The organism is Stieleria bergensis (assembly GCA_007745635.1).
Taxonomy (GTDB): domain Bacteria; phylum Planctomycetota; class Planctomycetia; order Pirellulales; family Pirellulaceae; genus Stieleria; species Stieleria bergensis.
In genome coordinates this window covers 2087098-2105718 of sequence record CP036272.1, presented here as the reverse complement: position 1 = coordinate 2105718, position 18621 = coordinate 2087098, and the positions used below count along the sequence as shown (strand labels likewise).

Here is an 18621-nt window from a genome sequence, read left to right as displayed (position 1 = left end):
CCCCAACGAAGTCGGGCAACCAATTCCAGCCAAGGTGACAACCTGTTAGACTAGAAGCCGAGCGAGCAAACGATTGGAGGCACCGCATCGACATGCAGCGCCAGCCATTGCGATCAGCCATTGCGATCAGCCATTGCGATCAGCCATTGCGATCATGCCATCGCGACGACACCTTGCAACGGCTTCTTCCGCGACGCTCCTTGGACGTCAACTCCCACCGACACCGCTTTATCGTGCATCAACTCTCACCCGCGATCGATCAGCATTCCCAGTCGGCAAATGGGCATCGACTTCGCATCCTTGTCATCGAGGACGATCAGGATTCGCTGGCCAACCTGCTGGACATTCTGGAAATCGATGGGCACGAAGTTCATGGTGTGGACAGTTTGCAAAAAGCTCTGGCGGTGCCAAACCCCGATGGATATGCGATCACCTTGACCGATCGCAAGCTACCCGATGGCATGGTCGAAGACTTTCTTCCGCAGCTGACCGCGCGAATGCCACAAAGCGAATTCGTTGTTTTCACAGGTTTCGGGGATGTCGACAGCACCATTGCTGCGTTCCGCGGTGGTGCCTCGGATTATGTCATTAAACCCATCATCCCCGATGACCTGCGAGGGACCGTGCGCCGGATTGCTGAGCGGCGCCAACTGCAATCCGCATTTGACAAAGAACACGCCTTCGCGGAGATGATTCTCAACACCGCCGAGGCGATTGTTTTGGTGCTCGATCCCGAGGGAACAATCCTGCAGTTCAACCCCTATTTAACTCAAACCACAGGCTGGTCAGCGGAAGAACTCAAGGGCACCAACTGGTTCCAGCAATGCATTCCGCCCGCCCAGCAAGACGTTGCGCGATCAATTTTCGCGCCAACGACGCGGCCAGCCAATGGCCCAGAAACAGTGACGGAAGTTGCCTGCAAGAATGGCGAACACATTCACGTGCGTTGGTCCAATACCGCAATCCTGGACGCGGGCTCGAAGACGCAATCCATCTTGGCCGTCGGCGTCGACATCAGCGACTTGATCGATGCCCAGCAACAGGCATTGCAAGCTCAGCGTTTGGCTGCGATCGGTCAAACCATGACGGGGCTCGCACACGAAAGTCGCAACGCGCTGCAGCGGATCATGGCGGCAACAGACATGTTGGAGCTTGAGATCGAAAAAGACTCCCACGCGATGCAAGACTTGGATGCCATTCGCCGCGCAGGCAATGATTTAACGTGCCTGCTAGATGAAGTGCGTTCGTTTGCTGCACCCATTCATTTGCAGCGTCACGACGAATCGCTCCCATCGGTTTGGCAGCGTGTCTGGACAGACCTCAAACTACAGCGAAACAACCGTGACGCAACACTGCGTGAACCGGCTGACTGCGATCAGTGCCCGAAGGTCCACATCGACGTCTTTCGCATGGAACAGGTGATTCGAAACCTGATTGAAAATGCCCTTGCCGCTTGCCCCGACCCTTTTGAATTGCAAATTCAATGGCAAGTCGAAGACGAATTTGTTGTTCTAACACTCCGTGATAACGGACCAGGCATCGGCCTGGATCATCAACACAAAATCTTTGAACCGTTCTACACCACGAAAAGCACCGGCACCGGTCTGGGGCTTGCGATCTGCCAGCGGATCATTGAAGCCCATGGCGGCACGATCCGCCAGAACTCCCCGGCCGCCGACCAACCCGCATCCGGTGCCTGCTTTGAGATCCGCCTCCCCGTGAAGGCCAACCCTCGGGCTCTTTCGGAATCCTCGGCATCGTGATCTGATCAACACGCCCCATGCGCCGTCCCCTTTAAGGACTCCTGCCCACTGCTTTTCATGCCTGATCACGACTCGAAATCACACGCCGCTTCCAGCGATCATGAATCACGGGATCGAGAATCACCCTCTGCTGACCCCAAGCCATCAGAAACGCTCGGCCCACAGCAGCACGAACTTCTCGGCGCGATCATGCAAACGGCAGTCGACGCGATCATTGTGATCAATCGCCGCGGCCAGATCTCTCATCTCAACCCTGCAACCGCAGTGATGTTTGGCTATGACAGCGAAGAGCTGATCGGGCAAAACGTCAGCCTGTTGATGGATCAACCGGATCGTGACCAACACGATGGATACCTACAACACTATCAAGACACTCGCCAGGCAAAGATCATTGGCGTGGGTCGCGAAGTCACCGGGCGCCGTCATGACGGAACTCTGTTTCCCGTCCACTTAGCAGTCAGCGAAATCAAGACCGGCAGCGAAACGTATTATGCGGGCATCGTTCGCGACATCTCGGATCTGAAACAAGCCCAGCTGGAACTGGCTGAATCGAATCGCTTGCTGGAACAGCGCGTGAGGGAACGGACCGAACAGCTCCGGCAGATCGAAGCACAGCTTGCTCGCGCTGAACGACTGGCGATGCTGGGGGAGATCTCCGGTGGCATTGCCCATGAAGTCCGCAATCCGCTCAATGCTGTGCGAACGTCAATCTATTACCTGCTGAACGCCACTCAGCCGACGGCGCAAAAACAGGCCGAGCATCTGCAACGCATCGATCGTCAAGTCACCAAGATTGACAAAGTGATTCGCACGTTGACCAGCATTGCGAAAGGGCCGCAGCCCAACTCAGCCGCCTGTGATTTGATCGAACTACTCGATGATGTGATTGATTCCATCACCGTGCCAGCATCCATCTCGCTTGAAAAGCGACTGGAGCAACCGGAGCTGATCGCGGACGTTGATGCCAATCAAATGGCCATTGTATTTCGCAACCTGCTGCAAAACGCCATCGAAGCGATGCCCGACGGAGGCCAATTGGTGATTGAAACGAGCACGCATCGCATGCGTCTGATCGACACTGGCATGGGAATCACTGCGGAGGATCTGCTCAAAATCACCGAACCCTTGTTCTCGACAAAATCCGATGGCATGGGGCTGGGGCTTTCAATCTGCATGGCACTGCTACAGAAGAATAACGTGGATGCCAACATCACCAGCGAACCTGGCCAAGGCACCTGCTTTGAATTGACCTTCCTCAATCAAGGCGACGGCGGTCGGTAAGTCCCGGCACGCTCTGATGCCATGTCCGGCCAGCCCCCAGTGCGCGCGGGCACTCGCAGTGCTGCAGAAGTCTTCCATCCGCCGTACAATCAAAGACAAGTACAATAGGGGCGACGTACCAAACGTTAGAATGCGTGCGTGTTCCAGCGATTCTCTCCAACGGCCCAATCAATGACTCAACGCCTGCCAATGCTTCGCTCGCCGCTTGCGCCCCGAACCTGGATCGTCCTCGCATTGTTTGTCGGCTGCCTGCAGGGCTCGACATGCCAAGGGCAAGAGCAAGTCAAGGATAGCTTGGCGTCAGCCGAGATCGCAAAGGACTCGACATCCACCAAGCCGCTGAACGTTGAACAGCTCGTCAGCAAGGTCTCCAAATCAGTGGTCACGATTCGAGTCACCGATCGCGACGGCGCCGAATCAGGCATCGGCACCGGATTTGTGATTGATGATTCAGGCATGATCGCAACCAACATGCATGTGATCGGTCAGGGCCGCGCTTTTACCATCACGGACTACCAAGGGAACAAACTCTCCGCGACAGCCGTTTACGCTTCCGACGTCACCGCTGACCTGGCGATCATCCAAATTGATTTCGCCGACTCTCCATTACCCGCCTTGCCGTTGGCCGATCCTGATACCGCGAAACAAGGCATGCGAGTGTTCGCCTTCGGCAATCCGTTAGGATTAGAAAAAAGCGTCGTGGATGGAATCCTTTCGGCGCGGCGAGAGATCGAAGGACAGACGCTGCTGCAGCTGGCCATGCCGATCGAACCGGGCAATAGCGGCGGCCCCTTGGTTGACAGCCTGGGCGCTGTCTTAGGCATCGTGAACATGAAGTCCTTGCTGGACAGCAATCTGGGCTTTGCCATTCCGGTGCAAAAACTGGTTGAACTAAAAAACAATCCCAACTCGATCAGCATCGATCGTTGGGTTCGCCTGGCCGAAGTTGATCTCGAAACCTGGGAACCGCTGTTTGGTGCGACCTGGCAACAGAAAGGGGGCAGGATATCGGCCAGCGGTAGCGGCAATGCCTTCGGCGGTCGCTCTCTGTTGCTCCAACGCAGCAAGCAACACGCACAACCTCTAGAGATCGCCGTCCAAGTACGATTGGACGACGAAGCGGGTGCAGCCGGGATTGTCTTTCACAGCGATGGCAACGACAAGCATTATGGCTTTTATCCCAGCGCTGGAAACCTGCGACTGTCCTGCTTTCGTGGCGCCTCGGTGTTTTCCTGGCAAGTTCTACACGACGTCCCGTCCCCGTATTATCTCCCCGGCCAGTGGAATCAGCTGAAAGTGCGACTCAAAGACGATCGCATCACCTGCTTCGTCAATGGCCATGTGGTCATTGAATCAACCGACAAGCAATTCAAAAGCGGTCGCATTGGCTTGGCCAAGTTCCGCTCAACCAAGCCCGAGTTTCGCAAATTTGAATTCGGGCCCTCGATCGCAGACCCAGAATTAAGCCAACAAGCCTCCGCAGTGCTGGACGAATTAAGCACGCCAGAGATCGCGTTTGAAAACATCGGTCAAGAACAGCTGCGACTGCTGGCAGACAGCGACACCCTTGCGGCACAGGAACTGAGCCGTCAAGCGATTCGCTTGAAAGAGCAAGCCGAACGCTTGGAACAACTTGCCCGAGATGTGCGGCGCAGCAAGACGTTGCAAAAACTTGAATCACTGCAAGACACACCGCCGTCGCAACGATTGTTGCAAGGCGCGCTGCTGATCGCCATGTTAGACCACCCCGATCTGGATCCCCAAGCCTACGTCCAGCAAATTGATCGCATGGCGGCGGAGATCAACGAATCACTTGCCAAGGACGCCAAGACAAAGACTCGCCGACAGACCTTGCACCAGTATCTGTTTGAACAAAATGGATTTCACGGCAGTCGCAGCGAATACTATCACCCGGCCAACAGCCACTTGAATCGAGTCCTGGACGACCGCGAGGGCCTGCCGATCCTGCTGTCAATCCTGTACATGGAACTTGGCAAACGCATTGGCTTGGACGTGGTCGGCATTGGCCTGCCGGGCAACTTTGTCGTCCGCGATCAAACCGACGCCAAGGCTCCTCAGTTAGTTGACCCCTTTGATCGAGGCAAAGAGCTTTCACGACGTGATGCCGCTGACATTGTGCTGCGTTTCTCGGGACGACTGATACAAGAAAGCGACTTGGAGCCACAAGACGTGACTGCCATCTTGACTCGCGTGCTAAACAACTTGGTCGGCGCTGCCGGTCGACGCAACGATGGGGAAGCGATGCTGGCCTACGCGGATGCACTGGTCGCGATCACCCCAGACGACTTTCAGCGAAGAATCCTGCGTGCACGCCTGCGCGGCATGACGGGCCGGCACCACTTGGCGATGGAAGACTTTGACTGGCTGCTAGAACAAACGCTTTCACCGCTGGAAGAGAACGATGTGCTGCAGCTCAAAGAATCCTTGCAAGCACTGATCGAACGCGCCCAGCCTTAGCCGCCCAGCCTTAGCCGCCCAGCCTTAGCCGCCCAGCCTTAGCCGCCCAGCCTTAGCCGCCCAGCCTTAGCCGCCCAGCCTTAGCCGCCAAGCCTTAGCCGCCAAGCCTTAGCCGCCAAGCCTTAGCCGCCAAGCCTTAGCCGCCAAGCCTTAGCCGCCAAGCCTTAGCCGCCAAGCCTTAGCCGCCAAGCCTTAGCCGCCAAGCAGCATCACGCCACTCAAGCGCGGCCGCTGCCCGCGCCGATCGGCAACAAGCTGTCGCGACCAACAGGACAGCGATTGTAATTTTTTCCCAGCTGCCGACACCGATGCACCGGCCGCTGCCTGATGAGACGCCGAAATCAAAAAAGATTCCCAGTCCCATGATTTTTGGCATCGGTGTCAAACCCAGCAAATGAGTCAGCGAATAGGGCAGGGCGGGTTAAGAACACCCCTTCTGAAGGCGCCCAGCAACTTTACTGGCTGCGTTCGGCATCAATCTTGCATAGACATTGTTTGGGACGCAACAAACTTGCTATGAGTTGTCAGAGAGCGTCTCGGGGAAATGAAAGCAGCTGCAACTTCAACCCCTTTTGGAGTAGAATAGGCGGTCTGCCATGCGGCGCTGTGCCAGGGAAGGTTGCAGCGGTTTTATCGGGAGCTCTTCCAAGACACTCTGCGTACAAGCTATGAAGTCCAACATCATTCGCTCCAGCCAGCTGGCTACCCTGACCGCCTTGGCTACCTTGGCAGCACTGCCCGCCGGTGCGCAATCCCCTCAGCAATTGCCCCTGGGAACTCCGGTTGGTTTGCCGGTTTATGTGCCGCTCCAAAATTCGCTTCCGGTTCGGCCTGAGGTCGCCGCTCGACTGCGGCCTGTCAACGCGGGCAACCTCTGGTCGCAAGGTTCGAACACCAACGCGCCTGCTGCCGCGCCCGCAGTCACCAAGATTTCTCGCGCCGTCTACTTGGAACCCTCAGGGGTGGCACCGGAATTGAGCGACGCTGAATCCAACCGAACCGTTCGGCCAAACACGTCACAGCAAATGAGTTTGAAGCCGCCCAGCAATCAGGCAAACATCGTGTCTGAAGGGACTGGCAATGGATTCGCTGATCATCAGAACACCGTGAAACCGGTGGTTGGTTTAAGCACGCCGTGGGCCGCGACCGATCGACAGGTGGCCCTGGTTTCGGACACACCAGTCACTTCGAACATTCCGACAGTGCAGCGTACGGTTTACTTCCAGGATCCCATCTCGGTGCCCGATCCGGGAACGTTTGCACCTGCACCGGGCTCGTTGCCATCCAATAGCAACCTGCCTGCCGCAGGCGGTTCGATGGCCTTGCCTCCGGGATTGAGTGGCGGGGCCAGTGCGCCCGCTGTTGGCTTGCCTCCGGCAGGCGGCAGTTCGATACCTGGCACCACGTTGCCACCGGCTTCGATGATCGACAACTTGCCCAGCGGAGGTGGCGCGGCCGGCAGCCTTGGCGGGGCCAGCACAACCTTGCCAGCTCCCCTGCCGTCACAGCCCCTGCCGTCACAGACATTCCCCTCACAGCCGCTGCCGTCACAGACATACCCTTCGCCGCCGACGACCGACTATTCCCAGATTGAGCAGCCCGCGATTTCGCCGCATGCCAACATGGACAACTGCCGCCTGATCACCGGCGCGACTCCACATCCGTCGACTCATACGTTTTACGGTGTGTGCCAGCCAGTGGTCCCTAGCAACTGCACCACTCCGGTTGCTCCGCCACCGCGAGGGTTCAATTCCCCCGTCCAAGTGCTGCCCCCACGCACCCCCTTGGTGACACAGCCAGGGCAAGTGCAAGCTCCCGCCCGCGCCTTGGTGTCATTCGGCCAAGAACGAAACGTGGTCCAAGTTGGCCAGGGTTTGTGGGGACAACCGGTGGCCTACGTTCCCAAGCAGGGGATTCGCAACTGGTTCCGCTACATCTTCCCCTAGCAGGGAGTTAAGCAATTCCATGCATCCCCGCTTGCAGAACGCTTTGAACTTGGCTACATTTTGGCCCTCTTGAAGCGAACCTGCCAACGGTGGGCCCGCTCCAAGGATTGGACCATTGATCCATCACAGACTTTGGTCTGTCCCATACCTGAGTAAAACGCGCGCGTGGCGGAACTGGCAGACGCGCAGGTTTCAGGTACCTGTCCTAGCAATAGGGTGGAGGTTCGAATCCTCTCGCGCGCACTTTGACGCCCGGCTGACGCAATCGTCTGCCAGGCGTTTTTTTATGCGCACACCGCCAAGCCTGGCGACGATCCAGAATGCGATGGGCGCGCCATTACGCCGGGAACCAGCAGAGACTGGAACAAAGCCCAGTGCGGCGCTTGAAAAGTGAGGGCCTTGAAAAGTGATGAACGAGGCGGCGCAGATGGTGGTGAGTTCACTGGGATGCTGCGGCGCGCTTGCGTTCCTGGGCGCGGAGGTGGTCAATGTAATCACAGCCTTTCCATGTCAACACCAGCGGACCTTTGCTTTCCAAGGTCTCCGCACCTAACTCAACAAACCCACCATCAGCCAGAAGGTACAAGTGCAGGACCACGGCATCGCGTTCATAGCCCGGAATCTGAATCGATCCCTTATAGAGACGAGCACCGTTTTCCTCAACAAAGTCCAGCAACTTGCGGACCAAAATCATGTCGCGCTTCATGGTAGACAATCCAAGAGAGATCAACCGTGGAACCAAGCCAACAGACTGCCTGTTGGTCACACCGCAATGGAACGAGATCGGTCAATCCTAACGATGCGCGTCCCAAACAACTTTCTAGCTGTGTCTGGTTCCATCGATTCAAAGCGCTCGTTCTCTGCAACGATTTAGGCTCGCCAAAGCGTCAACAGCGACAAACCCGGACGGTTAGCGGGACTGTAACAGAAACGCGCTTGCCAACGACAGGATCATGACGACTGGCTGCATGCCTGGCAATGCACGCGCGCCGTCTGAGGCCCGCTAGCATCCGGCAACGCATTCCGCTCTGGCAACGGCATCAAAGCCTAGGAAGCCTTGGCGATTTCCTGGTCAGGGACCGGTTGCTGCTGGACGGGTAACGGTGAGACTGGCACAGAAACCAATGGCTGGTCCTGTTCCACGACTGGCTCAATCCAGCCCCACTGCTGAACACGATGCAGCAAGAACGAACCAGCGACCAAACCGACCGCGGCACCAATCAACACATCACTTGGATGGTGGCTGCCGTGAACCACCCGCTGCAAACCGACCAGGACGGCCAAGGTAAAGAACCAGTTGCGAGCCTTGGGGAACAAAGCCGTCAACGCAATTGCAAAACCAAACGCCGTCGCAGTGTGAGCCGAGGGAAACGACTGCATTGTCGAAACCATCGAGTGCTCGAAATCAAACATCTGCCCAAGCGAACGAATGCCGACAAAGGAATTCCCGTTAAAGTCCACGGGCAAAGAGTGAGGCCGAACGCGGTTAATGAATAGCTTGCCAAGATTGGCAGCCAATCCAGATCCCAACGCGCAAGCCAACATCCCGTAGAAGACACACCAACGGAATTGAGTGAGCATGACCACCGTGGCAGCGATCAACGCAACACCATACCCGTGACCAAAAGGCTCGACTCGATGCAAAAAGATCTTCAGTTCGCCCGGCCAGGCCTCACGCTGAAACAACGCCGCAAACCAAGGATCAACCAGCATACAAGGAATTGCTAGCAAAACTAAAGCCGCTGCAATCCATTGCGCGGTTAATCGGCTATCTAGCCAGCGTGACCAAGACGACGGGGTCTCTTCACGCGCTCGAGAGTTCGAATCGACCGCGATGGTCGACAATGTTTCTTGCTGGGCACAAGATGGAGTGACCTGATTCATGTCTGAACGAGCCAAAGCATCAACAGAGTGGATCGGAATGGAAACCTATCTTGCCAATCGGTTGCCACAAACGTTACAAATCAACTGAATTTTAAGGATGAAGGAATCTTAGTAGTAGTCGACGCTGTTTGCTATAGCAGCCTGACCGACGCAGATGCGACAAAGACGCAATCTACACCAAACTTCCTAAACCATCGTTGCCCGACGAGCCAAACGAACCAAGCATGGATGCTAGCAAAACAATCACGCTCCTGATTCTGCTTTCTTGCAGCGTGTTCTTCTGCAACCTGGGTGCCGCCAAATTGTGGGACGAAGACGAGCCGCGCAACGCCGGCTGTGCGGCCGAAATGATGCAACGCGGTGACTGGGTCGTGCCTTACTTCAACGCTGAAGTACGAACACACAAGCCGGTGTTGTTGTACTGGTTCATGATCGCCGCCTATTCGGTCTTTGGCGTCAACGAGTTTTCAGCTCGCTTTTGGTCGGCTGCCCTGTCAGTCCTAACGGTGCTGATGACGTACTCCCTGGGACGTCGCTTATTGGGCAAGATGGCCGGGCTGATGGCAGGAATCTGCCTCAGTACGATGCTGATGTTCGTCGTGGCGTCGCGAGCGGCCACACCAGACTCGGTCTTGATCTTTTTCATCACCGCCGCATTAACACTGTATGTGTGGGGCACGCCAGCGTTCGGGCCAACCCTGAGCTATTCCCTGCGTTATCCATGGATTCGGCTGCAAGATGAACGCCAGAACGCCCAGGCCTCGGTTTCGGCAACAGGATTTCCGGCCAACAAACTGACCTTGGTGCTGATGTTCACCATGATGGGTTTTGCGTCACTCGACAAAGGGCCGATTGGTTTTTTGCTGCCCTGTGCGGTGATTGGCATGTTCTTGCTGATCTACCGCCTTCCGGCCAGCCAGGTGAATGCAGCCGCTGACGCCGCTAGTTCTGAAACCCTGCCCGCCGCCGGCCTGATCCGTCAAGCGATTGGCATCCTCAATCCATGGCACTTCATCAAGACCTGCCTGTCGATGCGACTGGGCTGGCTGATCACGGTCGTCCTAGCGGTGGCCTTGCCGTGGTACATCTGGGTCACGATTCGTTCCGACGGCGTGTGGACCCGAGGTTTCTTCCTGGAGCACAACCTCGGCCGAGCGGTGAATGAAATGGAAGGCCATGGAGGCACACCGTTTTACTATGTCATCGGTTTTTTGATGGGCACGTTTCCCTGGTCGATTTTCTTCTTGCCCATGCTGCTAGACGGCATCCGATCACTGAAAGACCCAACCGACAGCGAAGGCAGTGCCGATGCCGCTCAGCACGGCGTTCGGTTCAATGCACCGCTTTGCTTTGTCGCGTGCTGGGTCTGTGTGATTGTGGGGCTGTTTTCGCTCGCAAGTACAAAACTGCCCAGCTATATCTCGCCATGCCACCCCGCTGCAGCAATGCTGTTCGGCAACTACCTGGCTCGTTTGATGGCTGGGAAGCAGCGATCGGCAAACTGGTGGCCCTATGCTTCCTTTGCCGTGCTGTTACTGGTGGGCATTGGATTCGCAATTGGCACCGGCATCATCGCCGAACAATTCGTCGATGGCATGCAACCGCTGACCCTGATTGGCGTCGGACTTGTTGCCGGTGCACTGATTTCGGGAACACTTTGGTACCGTGGCAAAGCCGCTCACAGCGTGCTTAGTTGTGGACTGTGCGCGTTCGCCTTTAGCCTGATGCTGTTCGGCTGGGCGACGGGCCATGTCAGCCAGCAACAGCAAGCCGATCAATTGGTCATGATTCCTGGCCAACAAAGCGAGCAACCCGCGATCGCCTCGCTAGGCACCCTGCGGAGCAGCTGGGTGTTTTACGCGGGCCATCCGATTGATTTGCTGCAGAGCTCGGAAATGGAGGCCAAGTCGTTCTTGCAGTCCGCGGGGGACCGCTTCTTGCTGACCTCATCGAGCAACGCAAAACGCTACAAATTATTGGACGACGACACGATTGAAGTCGTCGATTCCGTCCCGTTTTTCTTGGAAGGCGACCAAGAGTTGCTGTTACTCAAGCGACGACAAACGAGCACCATCGTGGCCAGTCGCCCAGAAACGGACCGCCGCTAACCGCTTTGCAGCGTGTGAAAATCGGCCTAGTCAACCGGCGCGAGGCCCAGGCGGTCTGAGCGATCAGAGCCCCACACAGGGCAGCACAGCCTGTACCCGCTGCGTCTCGCGTTTCATTGCTGCGTCTCGCGCTTCATTACTGCGTCTCGCGTTTCATTGCTGGGGACGTCAGCGTCGCCTCAACACACAACTCTCGGTTGAGCGACAAGTGGGCCCAGAAGGAACGGCCCTCAAGAAAAACAGAATGCGGGCGAGAGGATTTGAACCTCCAAGGGGTTACCCCCACAACGACCTCAACGTTGCGCGTCTGCCAGTTCCGCCACGCCCGCCTGTTTTGTGAAGGGCAAAGTTTCAGCGATTGCCTGTCAATCGTCAAGCCGCCCTGAGGTCGCAATCGACCAGGACAGGAAAATTTCTTGCCCAGCAGCCAGCCCGCCCCCCTTTTTGGCCCGACATTGGCCTTCAGATCGCAGTTCGACGTTGACATGCGAGCTGGCAGATTTCTAGTTTAGCCAACCACCTTGTAAACCAGAGGTCAGTGGCGCGACCATCGCCCACCCCAGCTCACTTGCCAACATCATCGTCCTGGTGAACCTTCAATCGCCCCCATCCACACCGTCAGCCATTGGCTGGCTCCGCGCTCGCAGAGCCGCACTGGTGCTGCGCCATGGCTTCGTCATCGGCGGTGGGATGCTGGCCCGCTTGCGAAGGGGACGCGAGAAACAGCTGTCCCCCCTCGCGATCGTGGTGTGCGCGACCGTCGTGTGCTCGATCTTGCTGACCGGCTGCACTCCGGAATACATCAATCAGCGACGGATTCGTGAAAACCCGCTGACTCTGAAACTGCATTTGCTCAATCGCAAAGGCCCTTCGGTGAGCCCACGAACTTGGGGCACACTGCGACGCTATGCGTTGGTCGATGAATACGAAGATGACGCCCAGTTCTGCATCGATCAGATCAGCGATCGCATCGCCCAAAACCGTGATCCTGAACTGATCTACGCTGCGGCCGAGCTTTCCTATGTGCAAGGCCGTCGTGCTCAAGACCGAGGCAGCGTGGCGGAGGCCTTAGGGCACTACGGGACCACCGTCCTGAACAGCTACAACTATCTGCTAAACCCCGAATTTGCCGAATCACGCAACGTCTACGATCCTCAGTTTCGCTCCGCCTGCGACCTGTATAACGAAGCGCTGGAAGATGCGCTGCGTTTGCTGTGCGAAGAGCAGATGATGCGTCCCAACCAAACGTATACGATCCAAGCGGCCGATTCGGAAATCGTGATCCATACACAAATGCGTGGTGACTGGGATAACGATGAGTTCGACCACTTTGAATTTGTCAGCGACTACGAGATCCAGACGCTGCGCAGCAAACACACCACGTTTGGCTTGGGAGTGCCCATGATCGCGGTGCGAAAACCACACGCCAGCGATCCAGACTCAGCCAAGTACTACCCCAAAGAGATCAGCTGCAGTGTGACAGCAATGATTCGCTGTGACGTGCACCAAACACTCAGCGATTCCGAGACCGATCAAGAAGTCTGCGTGTTGGAGTTCTTTGATCCGCTGCAGGCCAATCAAGTCGAGCTCGCCAACCAATGGGTCCCGCTGGAAACCGACCTGACCACGCCGCTGGCATTCTTTTTGGACACCCCGATGTTTCGGGAACAGAATCGCGAAACGGTCGGCTTGATCAACCCACAGAAAACGGCCAAGCATCGCGGGCTGTATATGTTGGAACCTTATGATCCAGATCGGATTCCAGTGCTGATGGTCCACGGACTTTGGTCCAGTCCAAGAACTTGGATGGACATGTTCAATGACCTGAGAAGCTTTCCAGAGATTCGCGAGCGTTATCAGTTTTGGTTCTACCTGTATCCCTCGGGGCAACCGTTCTGGATCAGCGCCACACAAATGCGCGAAGACTTGGCCTCCGTGCGATCCCATTTTGATCCTGGACACCGCCACTCGCCAATGGACCAAATGGTCTTGGTCGGCCACAGCATGGGCGGCCTGATCAGTCGGATGCAGACGATTGAAAGCCGCGAAGACTTTTGGTCCATCGTCAGCAAAGAACCCAAGGAGAAACTGAAAGGTGATCCGGAACAACGCAATCGCTTAGTCAGCGCTTTGTTCTTCAATCCCAATCAGTCCGTCCGTCGTGTGATCACGATTGGCACGCCTCATCGCGGCAGCAAACTGGCTAACAATTTCACGCGTTGGATTGCAGGCAAAGTGATCAAGCTACCGCAACGCAATGCGCAAAACATTCAAGCGTTGGTCAAGGAAAACCCGGACCTGTTCCACAACACCGACTTGCTGACCACTGCGACAGCCATCGATTCATTGGATCCGGAATCACCCATTTTTACAGTGATGTCCGAGGCCAAGTACTCCAGGGAAGTGAAGTTTCATAACATCATTGGCATCCTCAAATCTCCTCACCTGTTCCAAAAGAAAACGGGTCGAGGTGACGGCGTGGTCGCCTATCAAAGCGCGACGATGCCCGACGCAGAAAGCGAACTGATCGTCAATGCGGAACACACCAAGATTCACATGACCGGGCAGGCGATCTACGAAACCAGACGCATCTTGCTGCAACACCTCGCGGAGATTGACGCAAATGATCGGATCGCGGCCGAACCGGAAGAACGCATTAGCTTGCAAGACCAACCCTAGACATGCGTCCCCTTTTAACGTCTCTTCTGCATGCAGCGCTGATCCGCTGCACGCTCTAAGTCGCTGAAACAAACGCGGACGGGCGGACGGCCTGGGACTCTTTCTGGCTGCGATGAACGTCGCGAACAGCGGAGACAGGCGTAGCAGACGAAGCGGCATCCGGCCCACTTCGCTGCGCAAGCACTGCCGCTGGGATCCCAGCGCTGCTCCTTCCAGTGATGGAGGCGTGGGGCACCCCCTGGGTCACTGACGTGCCCTTCACATCACTGGAAAGAGTCTCTGATTGCTGTGTTCGGCTCGCCAGCGGAGCTGCGCTGGCCGACAAAACAGGCGATGCGAAGGCACCCGATTCCCGCTCCCGCTCACGTTCACGTTTGCGGCGCTGCTCCGCCAAACTGACTTGAGGGTGAGCGAAGGGCATTTCACGCTCGCCGGGCTGCCAGGCCTCATTGACCGCCTCGGCGTGAGCGGTGTCCAACGCCTTGGCCAGCACTTCACCCCGCAAGATCTTCATCTCATCCGGAGCGTCGATGCCAATGCGAACGCGGCCTGAATCCAGACGGACCACGGTCAACGTGATCTGGTCGCCAATCTTGATGGTTTGGTCTGTTTTCCGTGAGAGAACCAACATTGCACATTCCTTTGTCGCGTGAGAGCAGAGACTGAAGTTGAGTCAGCGAAAACAAGACTGGCGGGACTGAAATGGAGCCGGCTGAGGTGCAAGATCCTTGGTCGCCAAAGCGTTTTCGTTGGCTTTGTACCATTGCACTGAGCGTGCCAAAACCTGCAGAACTGCCTGAAGAAACGTCTTAAGCCGCTGCTACAAAAGGACTTAAAGAGTTTCCAAACCGGACAGCCCCACCGCCCTCGGCCAATCTCGGGGAAAAGATTACAAGAAATTGAAAGATTGACTTCGCCGTCAGATCCATTAGACTAAGCCTTGTTGAGAATGGTTTTCATTAGCATTCGCACTCCGCAGTGCTTTGCTAGCAACCTCCCGAGGAACCGGTTGAACAACGGTTTCCCAGACGGGCCTTCATTCGCACGAGCCGATCCGCCATGATGCTTCCCCTCCAATGCCACAGTCGATGCCACAACAGTGCCACCGAGCAACCACTGACTGCTGGAACAGCGCCTGCTAGCACGGCGTCTGCCGGAGTCAAACCAGACTTCGAGGTATTGAATGTGTTCTTGGGCAGCGATGAAGATTCGCGTTTGCTCCTCGCCCGCGAGACCAACGCTGAGGGTCAATCGCAACTGGTTCTGCAACAAGAAAGTCGCTCACCACACGTTGGCTGGTTTGCTCAAAGCCGCATCACCGTCGACGACGCCCAGGCGGCTGCACTGAAGATGACGTTGACCAGCCAACTGATCGACGAAGCGGCGGCCCGGCGAAACTCGCCCGCTGAACAACAGCCGACGCAGAGCGATCAGCCATCCAACGGACCGCGAATCCTTCCCTTCCGCTCTTCACTCGCTGGCTGATTCGAAACGAAACCCACCCGTTGCAACGGCGTGATCGTCAGCACAAAAACCGGGGCTCAGAATGGATGTCGTCGCAATCTGAATCATGCGATCGAGATGGATAACGTGTCAACACACGGCCAAGTTGGAATGACTCATGGAATTGATTGCATCGTTTCAGCAGTACGAGAGCATGCGGATCTGGCCCTTTATTGCGGTGCTAATTTTCATTCTGACGGCACTGGCTGTTCCAGCGAGTTGGCTGATTAAATGGGCTTGGGCTCGCCTTTACATCGACAAACCGCATCCGAAGAATTGGGTATTGATACTGTTTTGGGCGACATATGCCGTTGTCGTTGGGGCACTGGTTGTGCTGGCAATTGCCGACGAGATGATGTCGCAAGCACCGCGTTACTGAGACCCAAAAGAAGCCCATGGGAACCAATCCGCGACGAAACCCACCCGTTGCAACAGCGTGATCGTCGCTCGATGCGCAAGGCTGGGTGAAGCATCAGCACTGAGGTTGAGCTACAGGGCACAGAAACGTCCAGCCAAGCCACTTGCTACTGCTGTTGCTGCTCTTGTTGTTGCCGCCGCGTCTCGGCCGCTTTCAGTTCGGCCTTCAAGCGTTTAATCCGTTCTGAGAGTGTCTCAGCCTTTGGCGCTGAGTTCTTTGGCTGGCTCTCGCCAGAGGTGGGATTGGTCACTGGTGGTTTCTCCAGTGGTTTTGGCTGGGGCGTTTCTGACTTGACTGGCGCCAGAGGCGATTGCGGTTTGACTGCCTTGGGTTTGACTGCCTTGGGTTTGACTGCCTTGGGTTTGCCAGCCGGTGCGGGCAGAGGAAGCTTGTCGAGCAGGTTCTTCGTCGCAGGCGGCGTGTCCTTAGTTTCCTTGGGCGCGGCGGCATCACCGCCGATCAGACGACCAAACATGGAGCCCAGGCCATTGAGCATCCCATTGTCATCCCCAGCAGGCGCCGCGCCATCCCTAGCAGGCTTCGCCGATGCGGTTTCAGACTCGGTCGGTGGATTCTTGCGCAGCTGATCGCTGGCCGTTAATGAGACCAGTCGGCCACTGCGGACGGCCTTGACCGTCAATGCACCTTCGGTGCGCGCGACCTGGGACTGGAACTGTTGCTCGCTGCGCACCAGCGCTCCGTTGACGGAAATGATTCGATCGCCGGCCTGAAACCCCATCTCTGCCCCGACACTTGGCTGGGAAACTCGATCCACAGTGACTCCACGGCGTCCAGAGACGGCAGCAATCTGCAGTCCCAGACCACCGGGTTCGACTGGCGGTTGCAAGTCACCGGCTGCGGCGGCCGTCTCCCGCTGACCAACCGATGGCCGAGGCGCTGGCAGGATCTCGCGGCTCTCGGTTTGCGGGGCTGGCAAGGCAAGGCTTGGCGGCGATTGCTGCATCTGTGATTGATTCGGCCCCGCTGAATTGTCCTGATAAGTGGGCTGATTGGGAGCCAGCAAAATCGAGGAACCCAACCCCTCCGCAGCCGCTCTGTTGGCTGCGTTCTGCTGTGCACCTGTTCCACGTGCACCTGTTCCACGTGCACCGGTCGCTGCCGGGTTCAGCGACATGCCACCAGCGTCTTGCCGTGGCGTTCCCAGCGGGGCCAACGGTTGCAGGGCAGGGCTGGGCAACGATGATCTGGCTGGCTGCGTTTGTCCCGCGTTTGGCGAGCGAGGATCACTGCTTGCCCCGCGTCCCGCTGGATCACTGGCACGCGCATCCTGAGCGGCGGAGGGAAAAAAGCCTTGCCCGAAGTTGAAGGGAATGGCAAACGGAACATCACCACGCGGCGCGGCGTCACCACGCGGCACGGCGTCGGGATGATTCGCGTTGGGATCACCGCCCTCTTGCATCCGCTGCAGCTGCTCTTCGACCAGCGGTGCAACGCGATCGCGGAGCCGACGGAATAAACGTCCTCGCGAGCGGTCTTGTGGCTCATTCTCAGCGCGGGCTTGATTCGGCCGCGGAGCGTAGCGTGGGTCTTGAGGCGCCGCAGCGGGTTGCCGTCGCGATCCATCAGGGACTTGAAAGTTGAATCCTTGTGCCAGAACGCAATGGCCTCCAAGACCAGCGATGCAAACCCAACCGGTGATCAGGAGACGCGTGATGAAGGCTTTCATGGCTGGCAAATTCGCTGCAGGCAAATTCGCTGCACGCAATTGAATGGTACTGATTTTCATGGCCTGCAATCCCAGAGCAGCTGTGACAATTCCCCATGGCCGAATACCAACACCCTAAGCGAGCGGGAGTGATCTGGCAAGTACATCCCGCCCTTGCTGGGGCAAGGGTTGCCCCAGCGGCGCGAGGTTGCTGGCCACTCTGGCGGATCGGCGCTGCACCTTTTGCTGGCCGTTCCCACCCATCGCTGCCGGGCGGGTCTCAACAACGGTTTTACCGTCGTCGATTCATCTTGCAGCGACAACCCAAAAATGGGTATGCCTGTGACTTCAAGAAATGAACTTGAGCGTTTCGAGTCATTTTTGGTTAAAAGGCGTGCATGATTTCCGTTTGCTTACTCAAAAACAGCGGAGGCCAAGATGGCCAGTGGATGGATGGACCCGGATCATTGTCACAATCTGATGGTGTTGATCGAATCAACGGTCGCTCCACTTTTGATTCAGCACCCTGCGCCCGTCTGCCTTGAGTTAGACGTGGCCAACGACGAGACCATTCCCGGAAACTCCAAGTGGGTGGCGCAGTTGGTTCGCTTGGTGTGCGAACAGTCCTTGCAAGCGATGCCTGAGGGCGGTGACATTCTGATCACCAGCTGCAGTGATGCGACTGGCTTTGAACTGGAAATCGCCGACAGCGGCACCGACAAGGAAACTCGACCCTGCGTCGTGCCTTTATCTGCCAAAGCGTTAACTGCGGAACTTCAGTGGCAAAACTGCCCACAGGGTGGAGTCGCGGTCACGATCCGCTTTCCCGGTGAAACCAAAACACAGCGAATGGCGGCTTAGGTGTGTTGGATCAGTCGGCTGAGAATTTCCCATC

13 protein-coding genes and 2 tRNA genes are annotated in these 18621 nt (G+C 56.9%); 10 read left to right on the top strand and 5 right to left on the bottom strand.

Going from position 1 to position 18621, the window contains the following annotated elements:
- Positions 1 to 107 precede the first annotated feature (107 nt).
- From SV7mr_RS07130 to SV7mr_RS07110, 5 genes are all read left to right on the top strand, one after another.
- The gene (locus SV7mr_RS07130) at positions 108 to 1763 is read left to right on the top strand and encodes an ATP-binding protein (RefSeq protein WP_419188210.1); all 1656 of its coding nucleotides are present in this window, start codon (positions 108 to 110) and stop codon (positions 1761 to 1763) included.
- A gap of 57 nt (positions 1764 to 1820) precedes the next feature.
- Positions 1821 to 3044: a two-component system sensor histidine kinase NtrB gene (locus SV7mr_RS07125; protein ID WP_145270538.1), complete on the top strand. Its 1224-nt coding sequence runs from the start codon at positions 1821 to 1823 to the stop codon at positions 3042 to 3044.
- A 171-nt stretch (positions 3045 to 3215) separates the two neighbouring features.
- Positions 3216 to 5522 (top strand): transglutaminase family protein, encoded by a 2307-nt coding sequence (locus SV7mr_RS07120; protein WP_145270536.1) that lies wholly within the window; start codon positions 3216 to 3218, stop codon positions 5520 to 5522.
- A 668-nt stretch (positions 5523 to 6190) separates the two neighbouring features.
- Entirely contained in the window at positions 6191 to 7468 is a 1278-nt protein-coding gene (locus SV7mr_RS07115; protein ID WP_145270534.1) for a hypothetical protein, read from the top strand.
- A 159-nt stretch (positions 7469 to 7627) separates the two neighbouring features.
- Positions 7628 to 7711 (top strand) — tRNA-Leu (locus SV7mr_RS07110).
- Positions 7712 to 7907: 196 nt separating this feature from the next.
- Here the strand turns inward: SV7mr_RS07110 and SV7mr_RS07105 are convergent.
- Together SV7mr_RS07105 and SV7mr_RS07100 are read right to left on the bottom strand one after the other, a co-directional pair.
- Positions 7908 to 8174, bottom strand: a complete 267-nt coding sequence (locus SV7mr_RS07105; protein ID WP_145270532.1) for a DUF2513 domain-containing protein — start codon at positions 8172 to 8174, stop codon at positions 7908 to 7910.
- Between the two features lie 341 nt (positions 8175 to 8515).
- On the bottom strand, positions 8516 to 9181 hold the full coding sequence (locus tag SV7mr_RS07100; RefSeq protein WP_419188209.1) for a phosphatase PAP2 family protein: 666 nt from the start codon (positions 9179 to 9181) through the stop codon (positions 8516 to 8518).
- A gap of 395 nt (positions 9182 to 9576) precedes the next feature.
- Here SV7mr_RS07100 and SV7mr_RS07095 point away from each other — a divergent pair, with 395 nt between their 5' ends.
- Entirely contained in the window at positions 9577 to 11460 is a 1884-nt protein-coding gene (locus tag SV7mr_RS07095; protein WP_145270528.1) for an ArnT family glycosyltransferase, read from the top strand.
- A 245-nt stretch (positions 11461 to 11705) separates the two neighbouring features.
- On the opposite strand, the gene SV7mr_RS07090 is transcribed toward SV7mr_RS07095, so the two are convergent.
- Positions 11706 to 11789: transfer RNA gene (locus SV7mr_RS07090), tRNA-Leu, on the bottom strand.
- Between the two features lie 259 nt (positions 11790 to 12048).
- On the opposite strand from SV7mr_RS07090, the gene SV7mr_RS07085 reads away from it, so the two are divergent.
- Positions 12049 to 14139, top strand: coding sequence for an esterase/lipase family protein (locus SV7mr_RS07085; RefSeq protein ID WP_145270526.1), 2091 nt, complete (start codon positions 12049 to 12051; stop codon positions 14137 to 14139).
- 55 nt (positions 14140 to 14194) lie between these two features.
- On the opposite strand, the gene SV7mr_RS07080 is transcribed toward SV7mr_RS07085, so the two are convergent.
- Positions 14195 to 14770 carry a carbon storage regulator gene (locus tag SV7mr_RS07080; protein WP_145270524.1) on the bottom strand — a complete coding sequence of 192 codons (576 nt, stop codon included), beginning with the start codon at positions 14768 to 14770 and terminating at the stop codon, positions 14195 to 14197.
- Positions 14771 to 15198: 428 nt separating this feature from the next.
- On the opposite strand from SV7mr_RS07080, the gene SV7mr_RS07075 reads away from it, so the two are divergent.
- On the top strand, positions 15199 to 15624 hold the full coding sequence (locus SV7mr_RS07075) for a hypothetical protein (RefSeq protein ID WP_145270521.1): 426 nt from the start codon (positions 15199 to 15201) through the stop codon (positions 15622 to 15624).
- Between the two features lie 136 nt (positions 15625 to 15760).
- The gene (locus tag SV7mr_RS07070) at positions 15761 to 16021 is read left to right on the top strand and encodes a hypothetical protein (protein ID WP_145270519.1); all 261 of its coding nucleotides are present in this window, start codon (positions 15761 to 15763) and stop codon (positions 16019 to 16021) included.
- Between the two features lie 145 nt (positions 16022 to 16166).
- On the opposite strand, the gene SV7mr_RS07065 is transcribed toward SV7mr_RS07070, so the two are convergent.
- Positions 16167 to 17807, bottom strand: coding sequence for a PDZ domain-containing protein (locus SV7mr_RS07065; RefSeq protein ID WP_145270517.1), 1641 nt, complete (start codon positions 17805 to 17807; stop codon positions 16167 to 16169).
- A 357-nt stretch (positions 17808 to 18164) separates the two neighbouring features.
- Between SV7mr_RS07065 and SV7mr_RS07060 the strand changes: the two genes are divergently transcribed.
- Positions 18165 to 18587 (top strand): ATP-binding protein, encoded by a 423-nt coding sequence (locus tag SV7mr_RS07060; protein WP_145270515.1) that lies wholly within the window; start codon positions 18165 to 18167, stop codon positions 18585 to 18587.
- Positions 18588 to 18621 lie beyond the last annotated feature (34 nt).

Excerpts from the sequence above, each read along its gene's own strand:
- SV7mr_RS07060 (WP_145270515.1), top strand. The coding sequence starts at position 18,165 with ATGGCCAGTGGATGGATGGACCCGGATCATTGTCACAATCTGATGGTG.
- SV7mr_RS07075 (WP_145270521.1), top strand. The coding sequence starts at position 15,199 with ATGATGCTTCCCCTCCAATGCCACAGTCGATGCCACAACAGTGCCACC.
- SV7mr_RS07065 (WP_145270517.1), bottom strand. The coding sequence starts at position 17,807 with ATGAAAATCAGTACCATTCAATTGCGTGCAGCGAATTTGCCTGCAGCG.
- SV7mr_RS07080 (WP_145270524.1), bottom strand. The coding sequence starts at position 14,770 with ATGTTGGTTCTCTCACGGAAAACAGACCAAACCATCAAGATTGGCGAC.
- SV7mr_RS07120 (WP_145270536.1), top strand. The coding sequence starts at position 3,216 with ATGACTCAACGCCTGCCAATGCTTCGCTCGCCGCTTGCGCCCCGAACC.
- SV7mr_RS07070 (WP_145270519.1), top strand. The coding sequence starts at position 15,761 with ATGGAATTGATTGCATCGTTTCAGCAGTACGAGAGCATGCGGATCTGG.
- SV7mr_RS07095 (WP_145270528.1), top strand. The coding sequence starts at position 9,577 with ATGGATGCTAGCAAAACAATCACGCTCCTGATTCTGCTTTCTTGCAGC.
- SV7mr_RS07115 (WP_145270534.1), top strand. The coding sequence starts at position 6,191 with ATGAAGTCCAACATCATTCGCTCCAGCCAGCTGGCTACCCTGACCGCC.
- SV7mr_RS07125 (WP_145270538.1), top strand. The coding sequence starts at position 1,821 with ATGCCTGATCACGACTCGAAATCACACGCCGCTTCCAGCGATCATGAA.
- SV7mr_RS07105 (WP_145270532.1), bottom strand. The coding sequence starts at position 8,174 with ATGAAGCGCGACATGATTTTGGTCCGCAAGTTGCTGGACTTTGTTGAG.
- SV7mr_RS07100 (WP_419188209.1), bottom strand. The coding sequence starts at position 9,181 with ATGCTGGTTGATCCTTGGTTTGCGGCGTTGTTTCAGCGTGAGGCCTGG.